Below are 14,667 nucleotides of genomic sequence, written 5' to 3' on the forward strand. Positions count from 1 at the left end.
CGCATAACTGATCGGGCGTGAAGGGCGAGTTACCGCTTGCCTCCTCGGGGTGGGCCGCCCATATCTAACTCATGCTTCGCTTAACACCCATCCTGCTGGCCATAGCCTATGCCGTTGTGATGTACCGGATATCCGTCTGGCGCACGCATCGTGAGTTGGATGCGAGGTCCACCGAACTGGCCGATCCTGCGCTAAAACGCATGACGGACCGGCTGGCTGCAGCCTTGGAGATTGATCGGGTCCCAGTCTACATCTACGAGATCGATCCGGTGAACGGGCTGGCAGCGCCGGATGGGCGTATTTTCATCACTCGCGGTTTTTATCGCAAATTTGGCAACGGCGAAGTATCAGCGGAAGAAATGGCAAGCGTAATCGCGCATGAATTGGGCCATGTCGCCCTTGGCCACGCCCGGCGGCGGATGATTGATTTCTCGGGTCAAAACGCCCTGCGTGCTGCGCTGATGATGCTATTGAACCGCTTCATCCCGTTCATTGGAGCCTGGATTGCAAATATGCTGACTCATTTGCTGGCCTCCCGCCTGTCGCGGAGTGATGAATATGAGGCGGATGAATATGCGGCTGCGCTTTTGACAAAAGCCGGGATCGGGATTGGTCCACAGAAGTCTTTGTTCCACAAGCTTGAGGATCTGACACAGCAGCGTGCGGGCGTTGTGCCCGCTTGGTTGATGAGTCATCCAAAGACGGATGAGCGGATCGCAGCTCTGGAAGTACTTGAACAAAAGTGGGGCGTGGGAGTTTAGGATAGGAGCGAGGGGCCAGCCCCTCGCGCTCCCCGAGATATTTTTGGCCAGATGAATGGGATCCCGAATTAAGTACTCAGGGCTTTGCCAAGGCGCGGCAGGCGGGCTTTTTTCATTAAGCTGCGCAAGGTCCATTGAGCACCGGATAGCCGGTTGGCTTCAGCAAGGACCGCTTTGGAAACCTGCGTCATGCCTTCGGGGTCGGACAGCCAGAGTTCATGTAGCAGTCCGTCCGGATCGCGCCGCTCAAGCCCTTCGTCGGCCAACATATTCTTGGGAAAATCCTTGGCATTGACGGTGACAATGACATCTGCCGAGCTTGTGACCGCCGTTGCGAGAACGTGGATGTCGGCGGCATCCGGCAACCATAGGCGCTGTTCAACACCGAGGTTGGCGGGTTGCACGGCATTTGGCCAATGGGCCTGAACCAGCGCGATTTCGGCGCGCGCCTGCGCCTCGCCCTCGGGGCCGAGTTTGCGGGCGGCACGGGCCCATTCTTCGAGGATACGTGCAGACCAGACGGGCGTGAAATAACCAAGCCTCGCAGCGCCCAACAGCATCTCTCGCATCACCGTGGGATAGATGACGCAGGTATCCAGAACGGCCTTCACAGACGGTAAAACACGGCTTTGAGGTAGCCGCTTTCTGCCAGCTGCGGCAGTTGTGGATGGTCCGGCCCGGCAAAGCCAGTTCGGATCAGTTGGGCCTGTCGTCCTGCCCGTCCGATCCCACGGGATGAGGCATCGCGGAAGCGGCCCAGATCAGCGGCATGAGAACAGGAGCAGAGGCCAAGATACCCGCCCGGTTTGACCAGCGGAGCCGCCAGACGTGCGGTACTCTCATAGGCACGCAAACCTGCATCCAACGCCTGTTTCGAAGGTGCAAAAGCCGGGGGATCACAGATGACGACGTCGAACAACGCGCCCTCTTCGCCGAGTTTGGTCAGTACATCAAAGGCGTCGCCTTGTCGGGTCTGGAAACGGGCAGAAAATCCTGAGACTTCTGCGCCCTTCGCCGCCAGTTCGAGCGCCGCTGCCGAGCCGTCAACGGACAATGCCTGTGCTGCGCCGCCCGCCAGCATGGCCAGACCAAAGCCTCCGACGTGGCTGAATACATCCAGCACCTGCGCCTCGGGGTGAACCAACTTGGCGGCAAAGGCGTGGTTGGGGCGTTGGTCATAGAACAGGCCAGTTTTCTGTCCCCCGGTCAGGTCGGCCATGTAGGTTGCGCCATTCATTGGCACCGGCAGAGGCTTATCGGGCGCGGTGCCGCGCAAGGTCAGATTGGTGTCGTCCAACCCCTCGAGCACACGCGTGCGCCCTGAGGCGTTCTTCAGCACTGTGTCGACCCCGGTCACCTTGACTAGCGCGTCGGTCAGAGATTCAAGATGTGCCTCAGCCCAGACTGCGTTGGGTTGGATCACGCAGGCGTCGCCGAACCGGTCGATGATCACCCCAGGAAACCCATCCGCCTCGGCATGGATCAGGCGGTAGTACGGCGCATCGAACAGTCGCTCGCGCATCTCAAGCGCGCGGCGCAGACGGGTTTCAAACCAGTCCGCATCCAACTGCGCGCCGATATCGCGATCAAGTACCCGGCACATGATCTTCGAGACCGGATTCACCGCGACCAGAGCGATTGGCGCGCGCTTCTCGTCTTCCAGCACAGCCAAGGACCCCGGCCCGATTTTGCGGGTCCGGCGGTCGGTGACGATGTCATTGGCATAGACCCAGGGAAACCCGTGGCGCAGGCCACGCGCATTGGCCTTGGGTTTCAAACGGATACGGGGGCGGTCAGCTACGGGTGTCATGGCGCCCTCATAATCGTGAATGCACGGGGGTGAAAGCCCCGTTAACGATTGCGCTTGCGCCAGCCGCCACGACGCTTGGGGGCTTGGGCCGCCTGCAAACCCTCGGTCAGGACCTGCGTCATCGGATGATCAGCAGCCTGTTCCGAATAGACTGCGTGCAGGTTGGTCAAGGCCTGATTTTGATCAAGCTCTCCGGGCAGGCTCAGCGCCCAATCCAGAAAGATGCTGCGACACTCGGGCAAGGTGATGCCTTCAATGCGATACGCCTCGCGGATCAGGCCTTTGTGGTCATTCGGATCATCACTGCGTGCCATCTTCAACCCTTCCGACAACTGCGCCAATCAACGAGGCCGCAGTGCTGTAATTGTCTTGCAACGCGGATTGCAGCTGTTCGACCTGATCGAACCCGGTCGCCCGACACAGAAAGGCCGTACCGCCTTCACCGATCTTGTCGGCCTCGATCACCTTTCCCGACAGCAGACGCGCCGCACATTGCACCGACCAGCATAAATCGTAACAACCCTTCAGGGTTTGCGCCTGTGCGACATCCAGCAGCCCGACAGCGACCGCCCCGTCCAGACCCGAATGGACATCGCGCTGGGGGAATCCGGCCAGCAATGCGCCCGTCTCTGCCATCAGCTCGATATCCATCATGCGGCCCGGCCCATTCTTTGCGTCCCAAACGCCCGCTGGTGCTTTGGCTGCGGCCAGTCTTTCGCGCATCTCGGCGACTTCTTTCAGCACCTTCTGGCGGTCGCGCGTTTGCGACAGGAAATCGGCGCGGAAGCTTTCGATATCCTCGGCCAGACCGGCGTCGCCTGCGACCACATGGGCGCGGGTCAAAGCAAGGTGTTCCCACACCCAGGCCTCATTCTGCTGATAGTTGGTGAAGCTGACCCAGCTTGTAGCCACCGGCCCCTGATTGCCCGACGGGCGCAGACGCATGTCGACCTCATAAAGCCGTCCCTGCGACATTGGCGCGCTGAGCGCCGTGATCAGAGCCTGGGTGAAACGAGCGTAGTATGTCCGCGTTGCCAGCGGGCGAGGGCCATCGGACATGTCCTGATCCTGAGGATCGTAGATGACAATCATGTCCAGATCGGATTGCGAGTTGATGCGCCCTGCCCCAAGTGACCCCATGCCCAAAACCGCAGCGCCGCGCCCCGGCACCGGTCCATGCTTTTTGGAGAACTGGTCGACAACGCAGGGCAGAACCGCCGCAATCACGGCCTGCGCCAGTTCGGCATATTGCTGCCCGGCCTGCGCCCCATCGATCAGTCCGCGCAGATGATGCACACCGATGCGAAAGTGCCACTCCTTGCACCAGCGACGTGCGAAATCGAGCTGTGTTTCATAGTCGCTTTCCTCTGCCAAGGCCTGCGTCAAGTCCAACTGCAAGGTCGCCTGCCCGGGCCAATCGCTGAAGAAACTGCCACCAATCACCGCATCAAAAACCGAGGCGTTGCGCGACAGATGGGTGGCGAGCGCATGTGACGTCCCAACGATATCGACCAGCAGATCAATCAGATGCGGGTTCGCTTCGAACAGGGAAAACAGCTGCACCCCAGCGGGTAATCCTGCCAAAAACCCATCCAGCGCCAGCAATGCTTCGTCGGGTTTCGCAGTTTTCGCCAATCGCGCTAAAAGTTCCGGTCTGAGCCGCTCGAATATCCGTGCACCACGCTGCGATCGAAGCGCCGGGTAAGTCGGCCAACGGGCCAGCACACCCTTGTCAAACTCAACCTCCTGAAGCGGCACGGGTGCCGCGCCTGGTCCAGGGGCGAAGAACCCTTCGGTCAGTTCGTGCACTTCGGTCAGGCGGCGGGTCAGTTCGGCGGTCAATTCGGCGCTGCTGATCCCCATCAAGCACGCGACCCGTTCGAAACCGTCCTCTGAATTTGGCACCTTATGGGTCTGCGCGTCATGCACCATCTGGATTCGATGCTCGACCTCGCGGTGGGCACGGTAATGATCGGTCAGCTTCTCGGCGACATCTTCGGGCACCCAGCCTTTTGAGGCCAGCGCCGCCAGACCGGGAACGGTGCCCCGGACGCGAAGGTCTGGATCACGTCCGCCCGCGATCAATTGACGGGTCTGAGTAAAAAACTCGATCTCTCGAATACCGCCCTGCCCCAGCTTCATATCGTGGCCGGGAATCGAGAGACTTCCGCCCGTTCCCTTGTTCTCGCGAATGCGCAAGCGCATGTCATGGGCGTCTTGAATGGCGGCAAAATCCAGATGCCGCCGCCAGACGAACGGGCGCAATGCATCGAGGAATCTTTGACCTGCCGCGATGTCCCCGGCGCAGGGGCGTGCCTTGATATAGGCCGCGCGTTCCCACGTGCGCCCAAGGCTTTCATAGTAGCGCTCAGCCGCTTCCATCGCCAGACACACAGGCGTCACCGCCGGGTCGGGGCGCAATCGCAGATCGGTGCGGAACACATAGCCATCCGCCGTCTTGTCGCTAAGCGTGGCACAGAAATTCCGCGTGGCGCGCACCATGCCCTGTCGCGCTTCGTAGAAATCATCGGGATCAAAGCGGGTTTCGTCGAACAGCACGATCAGATCGATATCTGAGCTATAATTCAGCTCATACGCGCCCATTTTGCCCATCGCCAGAATGACCATTCCGGCAGCGGTATCGACATCATCTTCGGTCATACCCGGCAGCTTGCCGCGCCGGATCAGCGCAGCAATTTCGGCCTTCGCTGCCACATCTGCGGCCAAAGCGCCAAAGTCGGTCAGCGCGGCGGTTACCTTTTCCAACGGCCACGCACCTGCCAGATCGGCCAGCGCCGTCAGCAAGGCCATGCGCCTCTTCGCTTGCCGCAAACCGGGTTTCAACTGATCCGACGGCAGCGCGCGCGCCGCGTCCATCACTTCCGACAATGCCTGGTCCGGTTGCTGCAACGCTTGTGGCAACCAGTCCCTTTCTTGGTCAATCAACCCTTTCAGGTAGGGGCTAGAGCCCGCAGTTCCCGCGATCAACTCCCCCTGCTCGGCAGTCAAATCGGGCAGCGCCGCGCGTGTTTCGTCACCCAGATCGGTATGAAAAGCGCGCGGCAAGCGGTTGATAACAAGAGACTGGCTCATGACCGTTCCAGTGGTGTGTCCTGGCTGAAACTGTTGATCCAGACATCGTGACGCCGCTCCCACAGGGATGAGATCAGCATCGCCTCCCATTCCTGTGCTTCGGGTCGCAGATAATCTGCCCTGTATGAGAGTAAAACCAAATCCGCCGATAAAACGCGCAACCTGGTATCGCTGAGTTCATATTGCGCCATCGTAGGCGCATCGGCGAACTGGCCAACATGATCGTCGCGATTGGCAAAACCCGTTGGATACACGCCCAGAAAATCGGGGCTCAGCAGCGCCCGGTCGGCCTGTGCATTGCCTTCGACCAGCGCAGTCCATACCTGTTTTTCCAGCGAGAGGATCTGATCCAGTGACGGTGGGCTGGTGTTTTCAATATCTTCCATTTGCCTATGACTTGTGACGGCCGAAAATCAGATGCGGCCAGCGCACATGATCGGACAGAGTTGGCTTAGCCCTGTCCGATTGAACAGCAGAAAGGGCCGAATGTCCAAATCGTTATAGCCACTGATCCACTGGCGGCAAATCGAAAGTGAACGGATTTTCAATCCCCTGCCCGGCCAAATCCCACTCATCATAGTGCTCGTCTTCACGAAGCCGCAGAAACACCGCCTCAAGCTGATCGTTCAAACTCACCAACTCGTCCCAGGCGTCACCCATATGAGCCTGAAACATCGCCAGTTGTTGGAACAAACCATCTGGCAAAGGGCCAAATTCCACACTCCCCAGATCGCGAGCTGGGAAATACATATCCTCTTCAAACTCAAAGTAGCGCGACATTCCGTCGTTAAAGTCAATTTGGCCATCGAACGAGACCGCAGCAAATACTTCATAAAGACCGGTCTCATTCATTTCGAGCTCGAACGACACCTCGAAACTAAGTGCAAAATCAGAAATTCCGTTTTGGTGAAGCTTGCCTGCGATCTCGACGACCTCGTAATAGCCGTATGACGCCAAAACCAGATCGCCATTTGTATCGAACCCATGCACATCGAACATCTCCCCCTGTTCGCTGGCTATAGACAGATGCTGAAACTGTGCTGCCTGACCAATGTGAACGCCCTCAAATCCAAAGGCGGACCGGGCCTCATAAGAAACAGGTATGTCCGTTCCATGCATGCTTATGGTTTCAAGCGCGACTTGCTGTGTATGGTACAGCTCGGAAATGAGCGTGGCGCTTCCGCGTGTCGCGATCTCGTGGTTCACCATCGAAAGATTGAACTCAACCTCGTGAGACCCAGCACCTTGATACGCGCTGACCGTGCTGTCGATCACCCCGTCCCAAAACCCGCGCAATTCGATATCCGGCAGATCTTCTTTCCCTTCGAGATCATGGGGATCGAGGTTCAAAAAAGGCAAATCGACTTGATCAATCGAACTAGATACGCCGCCTTGCGAAGCTAGGCCTGGTTCGGTCGACAAGATGAAACTCTCCTCTGACCCGAACGGCCAATGAGTTGTGTTCACAACATTCATTTCAGCGACCTCCCTTGATTGCTCCTCGGAAAACTATGTATGCAGCCATTGCGCAAACCCTATGGAAGGGTTTGATTATTAAGCGTTCTTAATGAAACGTTTAACCGATGGGCTGCGTCGCTTGGCCTGAATTACTGAGACGCAAATCCGCCTTACCCCGCTGATTGATCCGCCCGGTCAGACGCTGGATTCGGAAAAATGTAAATCTTTTTCACATACCCCCTTGCAACCACCTATCCCCCCTCCCATCTTGGTAATGTGAAAAGCATTTACATCCTAACTGGAGAGAGCACATGACCGCATTGTCCGACCACGCCGTTCCCCAAAATCCGGGATGGCTGCACCGAAGCGAAGCCTGGCTTGATAGCAAGGGAAAAGGCGCCTGGATCGCCGCAATGGTCCTTGGCTTTATCTTCTTCTGGCCCATCGGCCTGGCCTTTCTTGCCTATATGATCTGGAGCAAACGCATGTTCAGCAAATCCTGCAGCCGCCGTTCGTCGTGGAACAGCCACATGAGCGCCATGAAACCTTCGGGCAACAGCGCGTTTGACGCCTACAAGGCCGACACTCTGGCCCGGTTGGAGCGCGAACAGAAAGACTTTGAGGCCTTCTTGCACCGCCTGCGCGAAGCCAAGGACAAGGCCGAATTCGACGAGTTCATGGATGAACGCGCCCGCGACAACCGTGACGACAGCGAAAATGGCGAACAAACTGCCTGATCGCAACTTGCCCTGTCCCGGCCATCGGGACAGGGTGTTACCGTACAAGACCCGGACCACAGTATATGTCTCATCTGCCTGACCCTGACAGCCAACCCGAATTCTATCAGTCCGTAGCGACCAAGCGCTTTTTTGCGTGGCTGTTCGATATCGCCTTTATCTCATTGCTCTGCACGGTTGCGATCCTGCTGACCTTTGGCATGGGCTTCTTCATTCTGGCGCTGATCTACGCCGTCATCAGCTTTGTCTATCGCGTCGTCACCATCGCCAACGGCTCGGCCACACTGGGGATGCGGTTCATGGGGATTGAGCTGCGTGACGCGTTTGGCGCCCGGATGGATACGGGCAAAGCCATTGCACATACGGCAGGTTACTTTGTCAGCATGGCGATCCCGGTACTGCAGATCATTTCGGTCATCATGATGATGACCAGCGCCCGCTGTCAGGGCCTGACCGATGCCTTCCTCGGCACCGTGATGATCAACCAGCGCGCCTAAAAACACCTGAGTGAAACACTTGGCTGCGCCAAAAACCGTTGCTATCATCGGTTCCGAGGAAATGCGGGACCTTCATGCGACACACGCTGCCAATTGCGCCACAATTCTATGTGACGGCACCCCAGCCCTGCCCTTACCTTGAGGGCAGGATGGAGCGCAAACTGTTCACCGCCCTACAGGGGGAAGGTGCGGATCAATTGAACAATTGCCTTTCGCAACAAGGATTTCGCCGCTCGCAGAACGTTCTGTATCGCCCGTCCTGCACCGACTGCGCCGCCTGTCTGTCTGCCCGTATCGATGTGTCAGCCTTTCAGCCAAGCAAAAGCCAAAAACGGGCCCACAAGCGCAATTCCTACTTGATCCGACGTGCAACATCGCCCTGGGCAACGGATGAACAGTTCGACCTGTTCCGTCGGTATCTGGACGCGCGCCATGCGGATGGCGGCATGGCCGATATGGATGTCTTCGAATTCGCCGCGATGATCGAGGAAACCCCGATCCGCAGCCGAGTCGTAGAATATGCCGATCCCGAAACCGGCGAGCTGATCGCCGTCAGTTTGACCGATGTACTGGATGACGGGCTGAGCATGGTTTACTCATTCTACGATCCAGAGTTCCAGCAAAGCTCGCTGGGCACTTACATGATTCTCGACCATATCGAGATCGCGCGCGAGGCTGGGTTGCCCTATATTTATCTGGGCTATTGGGTGCCCGGCAGCCCCAAGATGGGATACAAGGCCAAATTCGCGGGCTTGCAGGTCTATATGCAGGGTGAATGGCAGCGAATTAAAAATCCCGAGCAGTGTGACCATACGGCCCACCACCCCCTTTCGTCGGCCCCGATTGCCGAGCAGGTGGCCAACATCCAACTGCCTGACCGCCACCCCACCAAAGGTTAATCTATCATGCGTCAGAGCCTTCATGCGGTGACGCTGGTCGTCCCGGATTATGACGCAGCGATCGCGTTCTACACCAAAGTGCTGTGCTTTACTCTGACGCAGGATATTGATCTGGGCGATGGTAAACGCTGGGTGCGGATCACGCCTCCGGGCTCGGATGGTGCTTCGTTGTTGCTGGCCAAGGCGGTGGGCGCGGAACAGATCGCATCGGTCGGCAATCAAACCGGTGGGCGCGTTGGCTTTTTCCTCGAAACAAATGATTTCTACCGCGATCACGCAGCGATGCTGGAAGCAGGCGTAGGGTTTGAAGAGCGCCCGCGCCATGAACCCTATGGAATTGTCGCCGTCTGGCGGGATCCTTTCGGAAATCGTTGGGATTTGATCGAATTTTCAGCACCTGTATCGACAAAATAAATACATTTTTTTCATCGCTTTAAACTACCTTCCGCCATGCTGCGCCCAATTGTTAAGCAATCTTAATCGACCTTCCCCCGCCCGTGCGATTGAAAGTTGACGCGAGGTCACCAAATTAGCCGCACTTCTAAACGTCCAGCCCAAACCTGAAACCCGCAGCTCAATCAGACGCTGACCGGGCTGGCTTTATTGTCGCTACGGCAGGCCTCCCACCCTGTCGCAGAGGTTCTGAAGGAGGGGGAAAATGACATATGCCGCACGCCGACTGGTTTCGGCCACGCTGACGACCCAGATTCTGGTCGCGCTCGCCTTGGGCTCGATCTTTGGTCTGGTCTTGAACTATCTCGATATCGCTGCGCTCGACGCAACACTTGTGCAGGGTGTGCTGTCCATGTTTGGGCAAATGTTCCTTAATGCACTTCAGATGCTTGTTGTGCCGCTGGTTGTGTTCTCACTGCTGTGCGGCGTTGTCGGCATTGGCGATGTCAAATTGCTGGGCCGTGTCGGAGGGCTGACCTTCGTTACCTATCTGGCCACCACCGCCTTGGCCGTGACAACTGCCTTGATCTTTGCGGGCCTCATTGGGCCGGGCACCGGATTCACGAGCCTGCATCTGGCCGGTGATAGCGTAAGCGTCGCCGACCCACAGACCACTTGGGAAATACTGGCGAACATCATCCCAAAGAACCCGATCAACGCTCTGGCCAATGGTGAGATGCTGCAGATCATCTTCTACGTGATGGTCGTTGGTATTGCAGTGCTAATGATGGGCAGCCGCGCCAAGGCCTTTGTGGAAGGCTGCGAGTTCATGAATGAACTGGCGATGAAGATCGTCAATATCGTCATGGCCTTCGCCCCCATCGGCGTCTTCAGCCTGATTGCCAAAACCTTTGCGATGGAGGGCTTTGGCCTGTTCGGACCGGTGATCGGCTATCTGACCACGATCAGCCTGACGCTGGTATTCCATCTGTGTGTCACGTTGATGGCGCTGCTGTATTTTACGACCGGGCTGAGCCCTCGGGTATTCCTGCGCAAGATGCGCTCGGCGCAGGTGTTTGCGTTCTCGACCTCAAGCTCGAACGCGACAATTCCGGCCAGCTTACAATGCGTGACTCAGAGAGTCGGCGTTGACCGTTCCGTGGCGTCATTCGGTATTCCCCTAGGGGCGACGATCAACATGGATGGCACCGCAATCATGCATGGAGTGGCGACCGTTTTTCTGGCTAATGCCTATGGCATTGATCTGGGGCTAAGCGGTTATCTGACCGTGATTTCAATCTCGGTTCTGGCCTCAATCGGCACGGCAGGTGTGCCCGGTGTGGGGATAGTGATGCTGGCGATGGTTCTGAACCAGTTGGGTATGCCGCTGGAAGGCATCGGCATCATTCTGGCCGTCGACCGGATCCTCGATATGATGCGGACGGTTGTGAATGTCACTGGCGATGCGGTGGTGACCACCATTGTCGGGCAAAAGGTCGGCAAGCTGGACAAGGCCACGTTCGACAATCCCAATGCCGGACTTGTCGAGACCACAGACCTTGCAATCGATCATGCCACTGAAGCGGAGTTCGAAAGGCTGACACACCCACAGCCGAATTCCTGAAAAACAAACGGAGGCCCTAATGGGCCTCCGTATTCGTCAGTCTAAGCGACAGATCAGTTCGGGATCAGGTCAGGAACGATGGTTACAATCGACGGGAAGAACCACAGGATTGCGATGCCCACAACCTGAATGATCACGAACGGTATGATGCCGCGATAGATGTGGCCAGTGGTGACCTCTTTCGGTGCAACGCCCCTGAGGTAGAACAGCGCAAACCCGAACGGCGGCGTCAGGAACGAGGTCTGCAGGTTCACCGCCACCATGATCGTCACCCATTTCGGATCAAACGATCCGCCATAGATCACCGGCCCAACGATCGGGATCACGATGTAGATGATCTCAAGGAAATCCAGCACAAAGCCAAGAATGAACAGCACCAGCATCACGATCAGGAAGACCGTGAATTCATTATCAAAGCTGCGCAGGAACTGCTGTATATAGTGCTCTCCACCAAAGGAAATCACCACCAGGTTCAGCAGTTGCGATCCGATCAGGATGGTGAAGACCATCGACGTCACCTTCGCTGTCTCACGCACCACCGGTGTCAGAACCCCGCTTGAGAACAGCACCCAGCAGCCGTAGATCAAGCCGAACAGCGCATAGAGGTAGGCCGAATAGGCGATGATGAACGCGATCCAGCTTTCAACCGAAACATTGCCCTGATTGATGCGCAGATCAAAGTTCACTCCCATCACCAGTGCGATGATCACTGCGAAGGTTGACCAGATGATCACTTTGCCCGACCGGTTCTGATCCTGAAGTTTCCGATAGGCCGCTAGCATGATCGCTCCACCCGCCCCCAGTGCCGCAGCCGGCGTAGGGTTGGTGACACCGCCAAGGATCGAACCCAACACCGCGATGATCAGCACCAGCGGTGGGAAGACCACACGGATCAGATCATTGGTCGCGCAACGGGCGGCAGCTTCTTTGCACCCATGCATTGCGAGCGCAAAAGGTATGGCGAGTATCAGGAACGTAGCCCCGGACGAAGTCGTTGGCGCGATCAGCAACACGTCGACCAACAGCATCAGCAACAGGCCAATCGCTCCGACGATCAGAGGCTGCGGCGCTTGCGACGGTGCGATTCCGCGACCCAGTACCAGTGTCAGACCCAGCAGTACCACAATCACGGCGACACCGTTGCCAATTGGCGCTGCAGCGGCGATCTTGGCCTCTTGCGCAGCAGCCAGTTCCTCTTCGCTCAGACGCTGCGCTTCGGACGAACCACCTGCTTCGTCAATCGCTTCCTGCTCGGCCACGGCCTGATCCCAGGCTGATTGCCCATGCAGTTCGATCATCGAAGCCTTACACTCTTCGGACACGTTCGTGCGCAGCGAGGCGCCCTGCCCGATATCCGTAAATGCCGAGACCGAGATGTTCTGGCTGCCAATCACTCCCGCGCTTCCCAGAAGCACCGCGCCAACAATCAGAGCAACCGGAGCGCCCAGCAGCCAGGTCAGCCCTTCCGAGCGCGTGATGGCTTCACCCGAGCCTCCCGACAATTCAACAGCCGGGGCCTTTTCCGGGTTCAACAGCGCATAGCCAAAGGCATAGAGCGCATAGAGCAGCGCCAACATGATCCCTGGCAGCAGCGCTGCCTGGAACAGTGTACCCACCGAAACAACTGCAGGCTCGCCCAGATAGGTCAGCGCGTCGGTGCACCCGGCCTCAACCGCGCGCGTTTCCTGCGCGGTCGAATAGAGGTCACCAGCCAGTGTACCCAGCAGAACGATCACGATGGAGGGTGGAATGATCTGCCCCAACGTACCCGAGGCCGCGATCACGCCTGTCGCCAATTCCGGCGAATAGTTGTTCCGCAGCATGGTCGGCAGGGCCAACAATCCCATGGTAACAACGGTCGCGCCGACGATTCCGGTCGAAGCAGCAAGGAACGCGCCCACGACCACAATCGAGACCGCAAGGCCACCGGGCAGCGGGCCAAAGACGCGCGCCATCGTGGTCAGCAGGTCGTTTGCAATTTTTGAACGCTCCAGCGTGATGCCCATCAGAACGAACATCAGCACCGCCAGCAGCGTCTCGATCGACTGCCCGGCCAGAACACGTTCGTTCATGCGGTTCACGATGAAGGAAACATTCCGGTCCAGCGCTGTTTCCCAGCCTTGTACAAAGACCGGCTCGGCGATCCTTGGCAAATCCGGGTGTCGGAACACGGATATCACGTCAGGTTTGACGCCAGAATTCACCACGTCGCGGTAGGCTTGCGAGCCGGTGTCGATCGCCTGGTGGATCAACAGTCCGGCACTATCCAATGCAGCGATAATCCCGAACGAAATCACCCCGGCCCCACCGATGGCAAAGGCCACGGGGAAACCCGAAAGAATGCCTCCGAAGAGGCAGAAAAATACGATAATGAGGCCTATCTCGACGCCATCAAGTCCGAATAGCATTGTCTGGTTCTCCGTCCCTAATGCGCGCCTTCGTAGGCTTCTTCACCCTCGCCAAGGCTGTCCTTGTCGAGGTATTTTCCTTCACTTTCCGGCCCTTCCACGTATTCCAGATACGAGCGATACAGGAACGCAATCGCGTGCAGGAACACCATGGCGGCAAAGGCCACCAGCAGGATTTTGAACAGGAAGTAGGCGTTGAACCCGTTAGGACTAAATCCGATGGTTTCCACGTTCCAACGCAGCGCTCGGGACTTGGCCACAAGCCTATCCAGCGTGTCACTGGCCGAGGGTTTCGGCACGATCAGGTGCCGCCACATGAAGTACCATCCATACATCCAGGTCAGAACGGCCATGGGCATCATGAACAGAACCGCCCCGCACATATCAACGACGCGTTTGGCCTTGTGACTGATGCCCGCATAAATCAGGTCAACGCGCACATGGCCGCCCTGCACGAATGTGTAGGTGCAGCAAAGGCACACAACCATGGCGTTGTAGAGTTTAAGTTCTTCGGCGAACCAACTGATATCCATTTGAAAAGGGATACCCAGCCCAAAGGACATATCCGGCCGTGTGAACACCCGCTGCATGAATACTATAACGATCTGCTGAATTACCATCAGCAATCCCGCCCACGCAAAGAAGCGGCCAGTGGTATTGGCGAAGCCTTCGAGCCCGCGTACCATTCCCCACATGAAGTTCCGATAGTAAAGACCAATGGCCGTCAGCACCAGAAACAGCGCGAAGATCACGAAGAAGAACTCGACAGACCCGCCATAATAAACAAAGCGCATGATTGCTTCTTTGTTCGACCAGTCCAGCCAGAGCTGCGGATGCGTGATGGCGTATCCGAAATTATAGAAGGCTTCGGCAATGTTCTGAATGAACCAGACCAGTCCATTCCACAGGGCGCCGAAGAACGAGATACCGTTTTCGTCCTGCATGTTGTCCCCAGGTCGCATCGGTTGCACGTTTGGTTATGACGGC

The 14,667-nt window shown here is 57.4% G+C and carries 14 protein-coding genes; 6 read left to right on the plus strand and 8 right to left on the minus strand.

The genetic code is table 11. The features are described from left to right. Positions 1 to 71: 71 nt before the first annotated feature. On the plus strand, positions 72 to 761 hold the full coding sequence (locus tag ACR0I1_RS04000; protein ID WP_480705071.1) for a M48 family metallopeptidase: 690 nt from the start codon (positions 72 to 74) through the stop codon (positions 759 to 761). Positions 762 to 829: 68 nt separating this feature from the next. Here ACR0I1_RS04000 and ACR0I1_RS04005 read toward each other — a convergent pair whose 3' ends face one another. The 6 genes from ACR0I1_RS04005 to ACR0I1_RS04030 form a co-directional block, all read right to left on the minus strand. After that, a complete protein-coding gene (locus ACR0I1_RS04005; RefSeq protein ID WP_170612309.1) occupies positions 830 to 1,372 on the minus strand; it encodes an RSP_2648 family PIN domain-containing protein in 543 nt (180 codons plus the stop codon). Next, on the minus strand, positions 1,369 to 2,571 hold the full coding sequence (locus ACR0I1_RS04010) for an RSP_2647 family RNA methyltransferase (RefSeq protein WP_480705073.1): 1,203 nt from the start codon (positions 2,569 to 2,571) through the stop codon (positions 1,369 to 1,371). Before ACR0I1_RS04010 ends, ACR0I1_RS04005 begins: the two co-directional genes overlap by 4 nt. Before the next feature lie 41 nt (positions 2,572 to 2,612). Then, complete coding sequence (locus ACR0I1_RS04015; protein WP_170396636.1) at positions 2,613 to 2,885, minus strand: hypothetical protein; 273 nt, start codon at positions 2,883 to 2,885, stop codon at positions 2,613 to 2,615. Then, positions 2,872 to 5,664 (minus strand): [protein-PII] uridylyltransferase family protein, encoded by a 2,793-nt coding sequence (locus ACR0I1_RS04020; protein ID WP_480705075.1) that lies wholly within the window; start codon positions 5,662 to 5,664, stop codon positions 2,872 to 2,874. The genes ACR0I1_RS04015 and ACR0I1_RS04020 overlap by 14 nt, the downstream gene beginning before the upstream one ends. Further along, positions 5,661 to 6,050 carry a DUF4440 domain-containing protein gene (locus tag ACR0I1_RS04025; RefSeq protein WP_480705077.1) on the minus strand — a complete coding sequence of 130 codons (390 nt, stop codon included), beginning with the start codon at positions 6,048 to 6,050 and terminating at the stop codon, positions 5,661 to 5,663. Before ACR0I1_RS04025 ends, ACR0I1_RS04020 begins: the two co-directional genes overlap by 4 nt. A 112-nt stretch (positions 6,051 to 6,162) precedes the next feature. Beyond that, a complete protein-coding gene (locus tag ACR0I1_RS04030) occupies positions 6,163 to 7,086 on the minus strand; it encodes a hypothetical protein (protein WP_480705079.1) in 924 nt (307 codons plus the stop codon). 347 nt (positions 7,087 to 7,433) lie between these two features. On the opposite strand from ACR0I1_RS04030, the gene ACR0I1_RS04035 reads away from it, so the two are divergent. The 5 genes from ACR0I1_RS04035 to ACR0I1_RS04055 all read left to right on the plus strand — a co-directional run bounded on the left by ACR0I1_RS04035 (position 7,434) and on the right by ACR0I1_RS04055 (position 11,272). Further along, positions 7,434 to 7,859: a DUF2852 domain-containing protein gene (locus ACR0I1_RS04035; protein ID WP_170598123.1), complete on the plus strand. Its 426-nt coding sequence runs from the start codon at positions 7,434 to 7,436 to the stop codon at positions 7,857 to 7,859. Positions 7,860 to 7,924: 65 nt separating this feature from the next. Then, entirely contained in the window at positions 7,925 to 8,356 is a 432-nt protein-coding gene (locus ACR0I1_RS04040) for an RDD family protein (RefSeq protein ID WP_170396604.1), read from the plus strand. Between the two features lie 74 nt (positions 8,357 to 8,430). Beyond that, positions 8,431 to 9,255, plus strand: coding sequence for an arginyltransferase (locus tag ACR0I1_RS04045; RefSeq protein WP_170396602.1), 825 nt, complete (start codon positions 8,431 to 8,433; stop codon positions 9,253 to 9,255). Positions 9,256 to 9,261: 6 nt separating this feature from the next. Continuing rightward, on the plus strand, positions 9,262 to 9,669 hold the full coding sequence (locus tag ACR0I1_RS04050) for a VOC family protein (RefSeq protein WP_480705081.1): 408 nt from the start codon (positions 9,262 to 9,264) through the stop codon (positions 9,667 to 9,669). A gap of 244 nt (positions 9,670 to 9,913) precedes the next feature. Continuing rightward, positions 9,914 to 11,272 (plus strand): dicarboxylate/amino acid:cation symporter, encoded by a 1,359-nt coding sequence (locus ACR0I1_RS04055; RefSeq protein WP_480705083.1) that lies wholly within the window; start codon positions 9,914 to 9,916, stop codon positions 11,270 to 11,272. A 53-nt stretch (positions 11,273 to 11,325) separates the two neighbouring features. Here the strand turns inward: ACR0I1_RS04055 and ACR0I1_RS04060 are convergent, their stop codons facing one another. Both ACR0I1_RS04060 and ACR0I1_RS04065 read right to left on the minus strand, forming a co-directional pair. Next, complete coding sequence (locus ACR0I1_RS04060; RefSeq protein WP_480705085.1) at positions 11,326 to 13,680, minus strand: TRAP transporter large permease; 2,355 nt, start codon at positions 13,678 to 13,680, stop codon at positions 11,326 to 11,328. A gap of 17 nt (positions 13,681 to 13,697) precedes the next feature. Continuing rightward, on the minus strand, positions 13,698 to 14,624 hold the full coding sequence (locus ACR0I1_RS04065) for a TRAP transporter small permease subunit (RefSeq protein WP_170396594.1): 927 nt from the start codon (positions 14,622 to 14,624) through the stop codon (positions 13,698 to 13,700). Positions 14,625 to 14,667 lie beyond the last annotated feature (43 nt).

The sequence above is a fragment of the Ruegeria sp. B11 genome (assembly GCF_056539785.1).

Excerpts from the sequence above, each read along its gene's own strand:
- ACR0I1_RS04065 (WP_170396594.1), bottom strand. The coding sequence starts at position 14,624 with ATGCAGGACGAAAACGGTATCTCGTTCTTCGGCGCCCTGTGGAATGGA.
- ACR0I1_RS04020 (WP_480705075.1), bottom strand. The coding sequence starts at position 5,664 with ATGAGCCAGTCTCTTGTTATCAACCGCTTGCCGCGCGCTTTTCATACC.
- ACR0I1_RS04035 (WP_170598123.1), top strand. The coding sequence starts at position 7,434 with ATGACCGCATTGTCCGACCACGCCGTTCCCCAAAATCCGGGATGGCTG.
- ACR0I1_RS04055 (WP_480705083.1), top strand. The coding sequence starts at position 9,914 with ATGACATATGCCGCACGCCGACTGGTTTCGGCCACGCTGACGACCCAG.
- ACR0I1_RS04015 (WP_170396636.1), bottom strand. The coding sequence starts at position 2,885 with ATGGCACGCAGTGATGATCCGAATGACCACAAAGGCCTGATCCGCGAG.
- ACR0I1_RS04025 (WP_480705077.1), bottom strand. The coding sequence starts at position 6,050 with ATGGAAGATATTGAAAACACCAGCCCACCGTCACTGGATCAGATCCTC.
- ACR0I1_RS04010 (WP_480705073.1), bottom strand. The coding sequence starts at position 2,571 with ATGACACCCGTAGCTGACCGCCCCCGTATCCGTTTGAAACCCAAGGCC.
- ACR0I1_RS04060 (WP_480705085.1), bottom strand. The coding sequence starts at position 13,680 with ATGCTATTCGGACTTGATGGCGTCGAGATAGGCCTCATTATCGTATTT.
- ACR0I1_RS04040 (WP_170396604.1), top strand. The coding sequence starts at position 7,925 with ATGTCTCATCTGCCTGACCCTGACAGCCAACCCGAATTCTATCAGTCC.
- ACR0I1_RS04045 (WP_170396602.1), top strand. The coding sequence starts at position 8,431 with ATGCGACACACGCTGCCAATTGCGCCACAATTCTATGTGACGGCACCC.
- ACR0I1_RS04050 (WP_480705081.1), top strand. The coding sequence starts at position 9,262 with ATGCGTCAGAGCCTTCATGCGGTGACGCTGGTCGTCCCGGATTATGAC.
- ACR0I1_RS04000 (WP_480705071.1), top strand. The coding sequence starts at position 72 with ATGCTTCGCTTAACACCCATCCTGCTGGCCATAGCCTATGCCGTTGTG.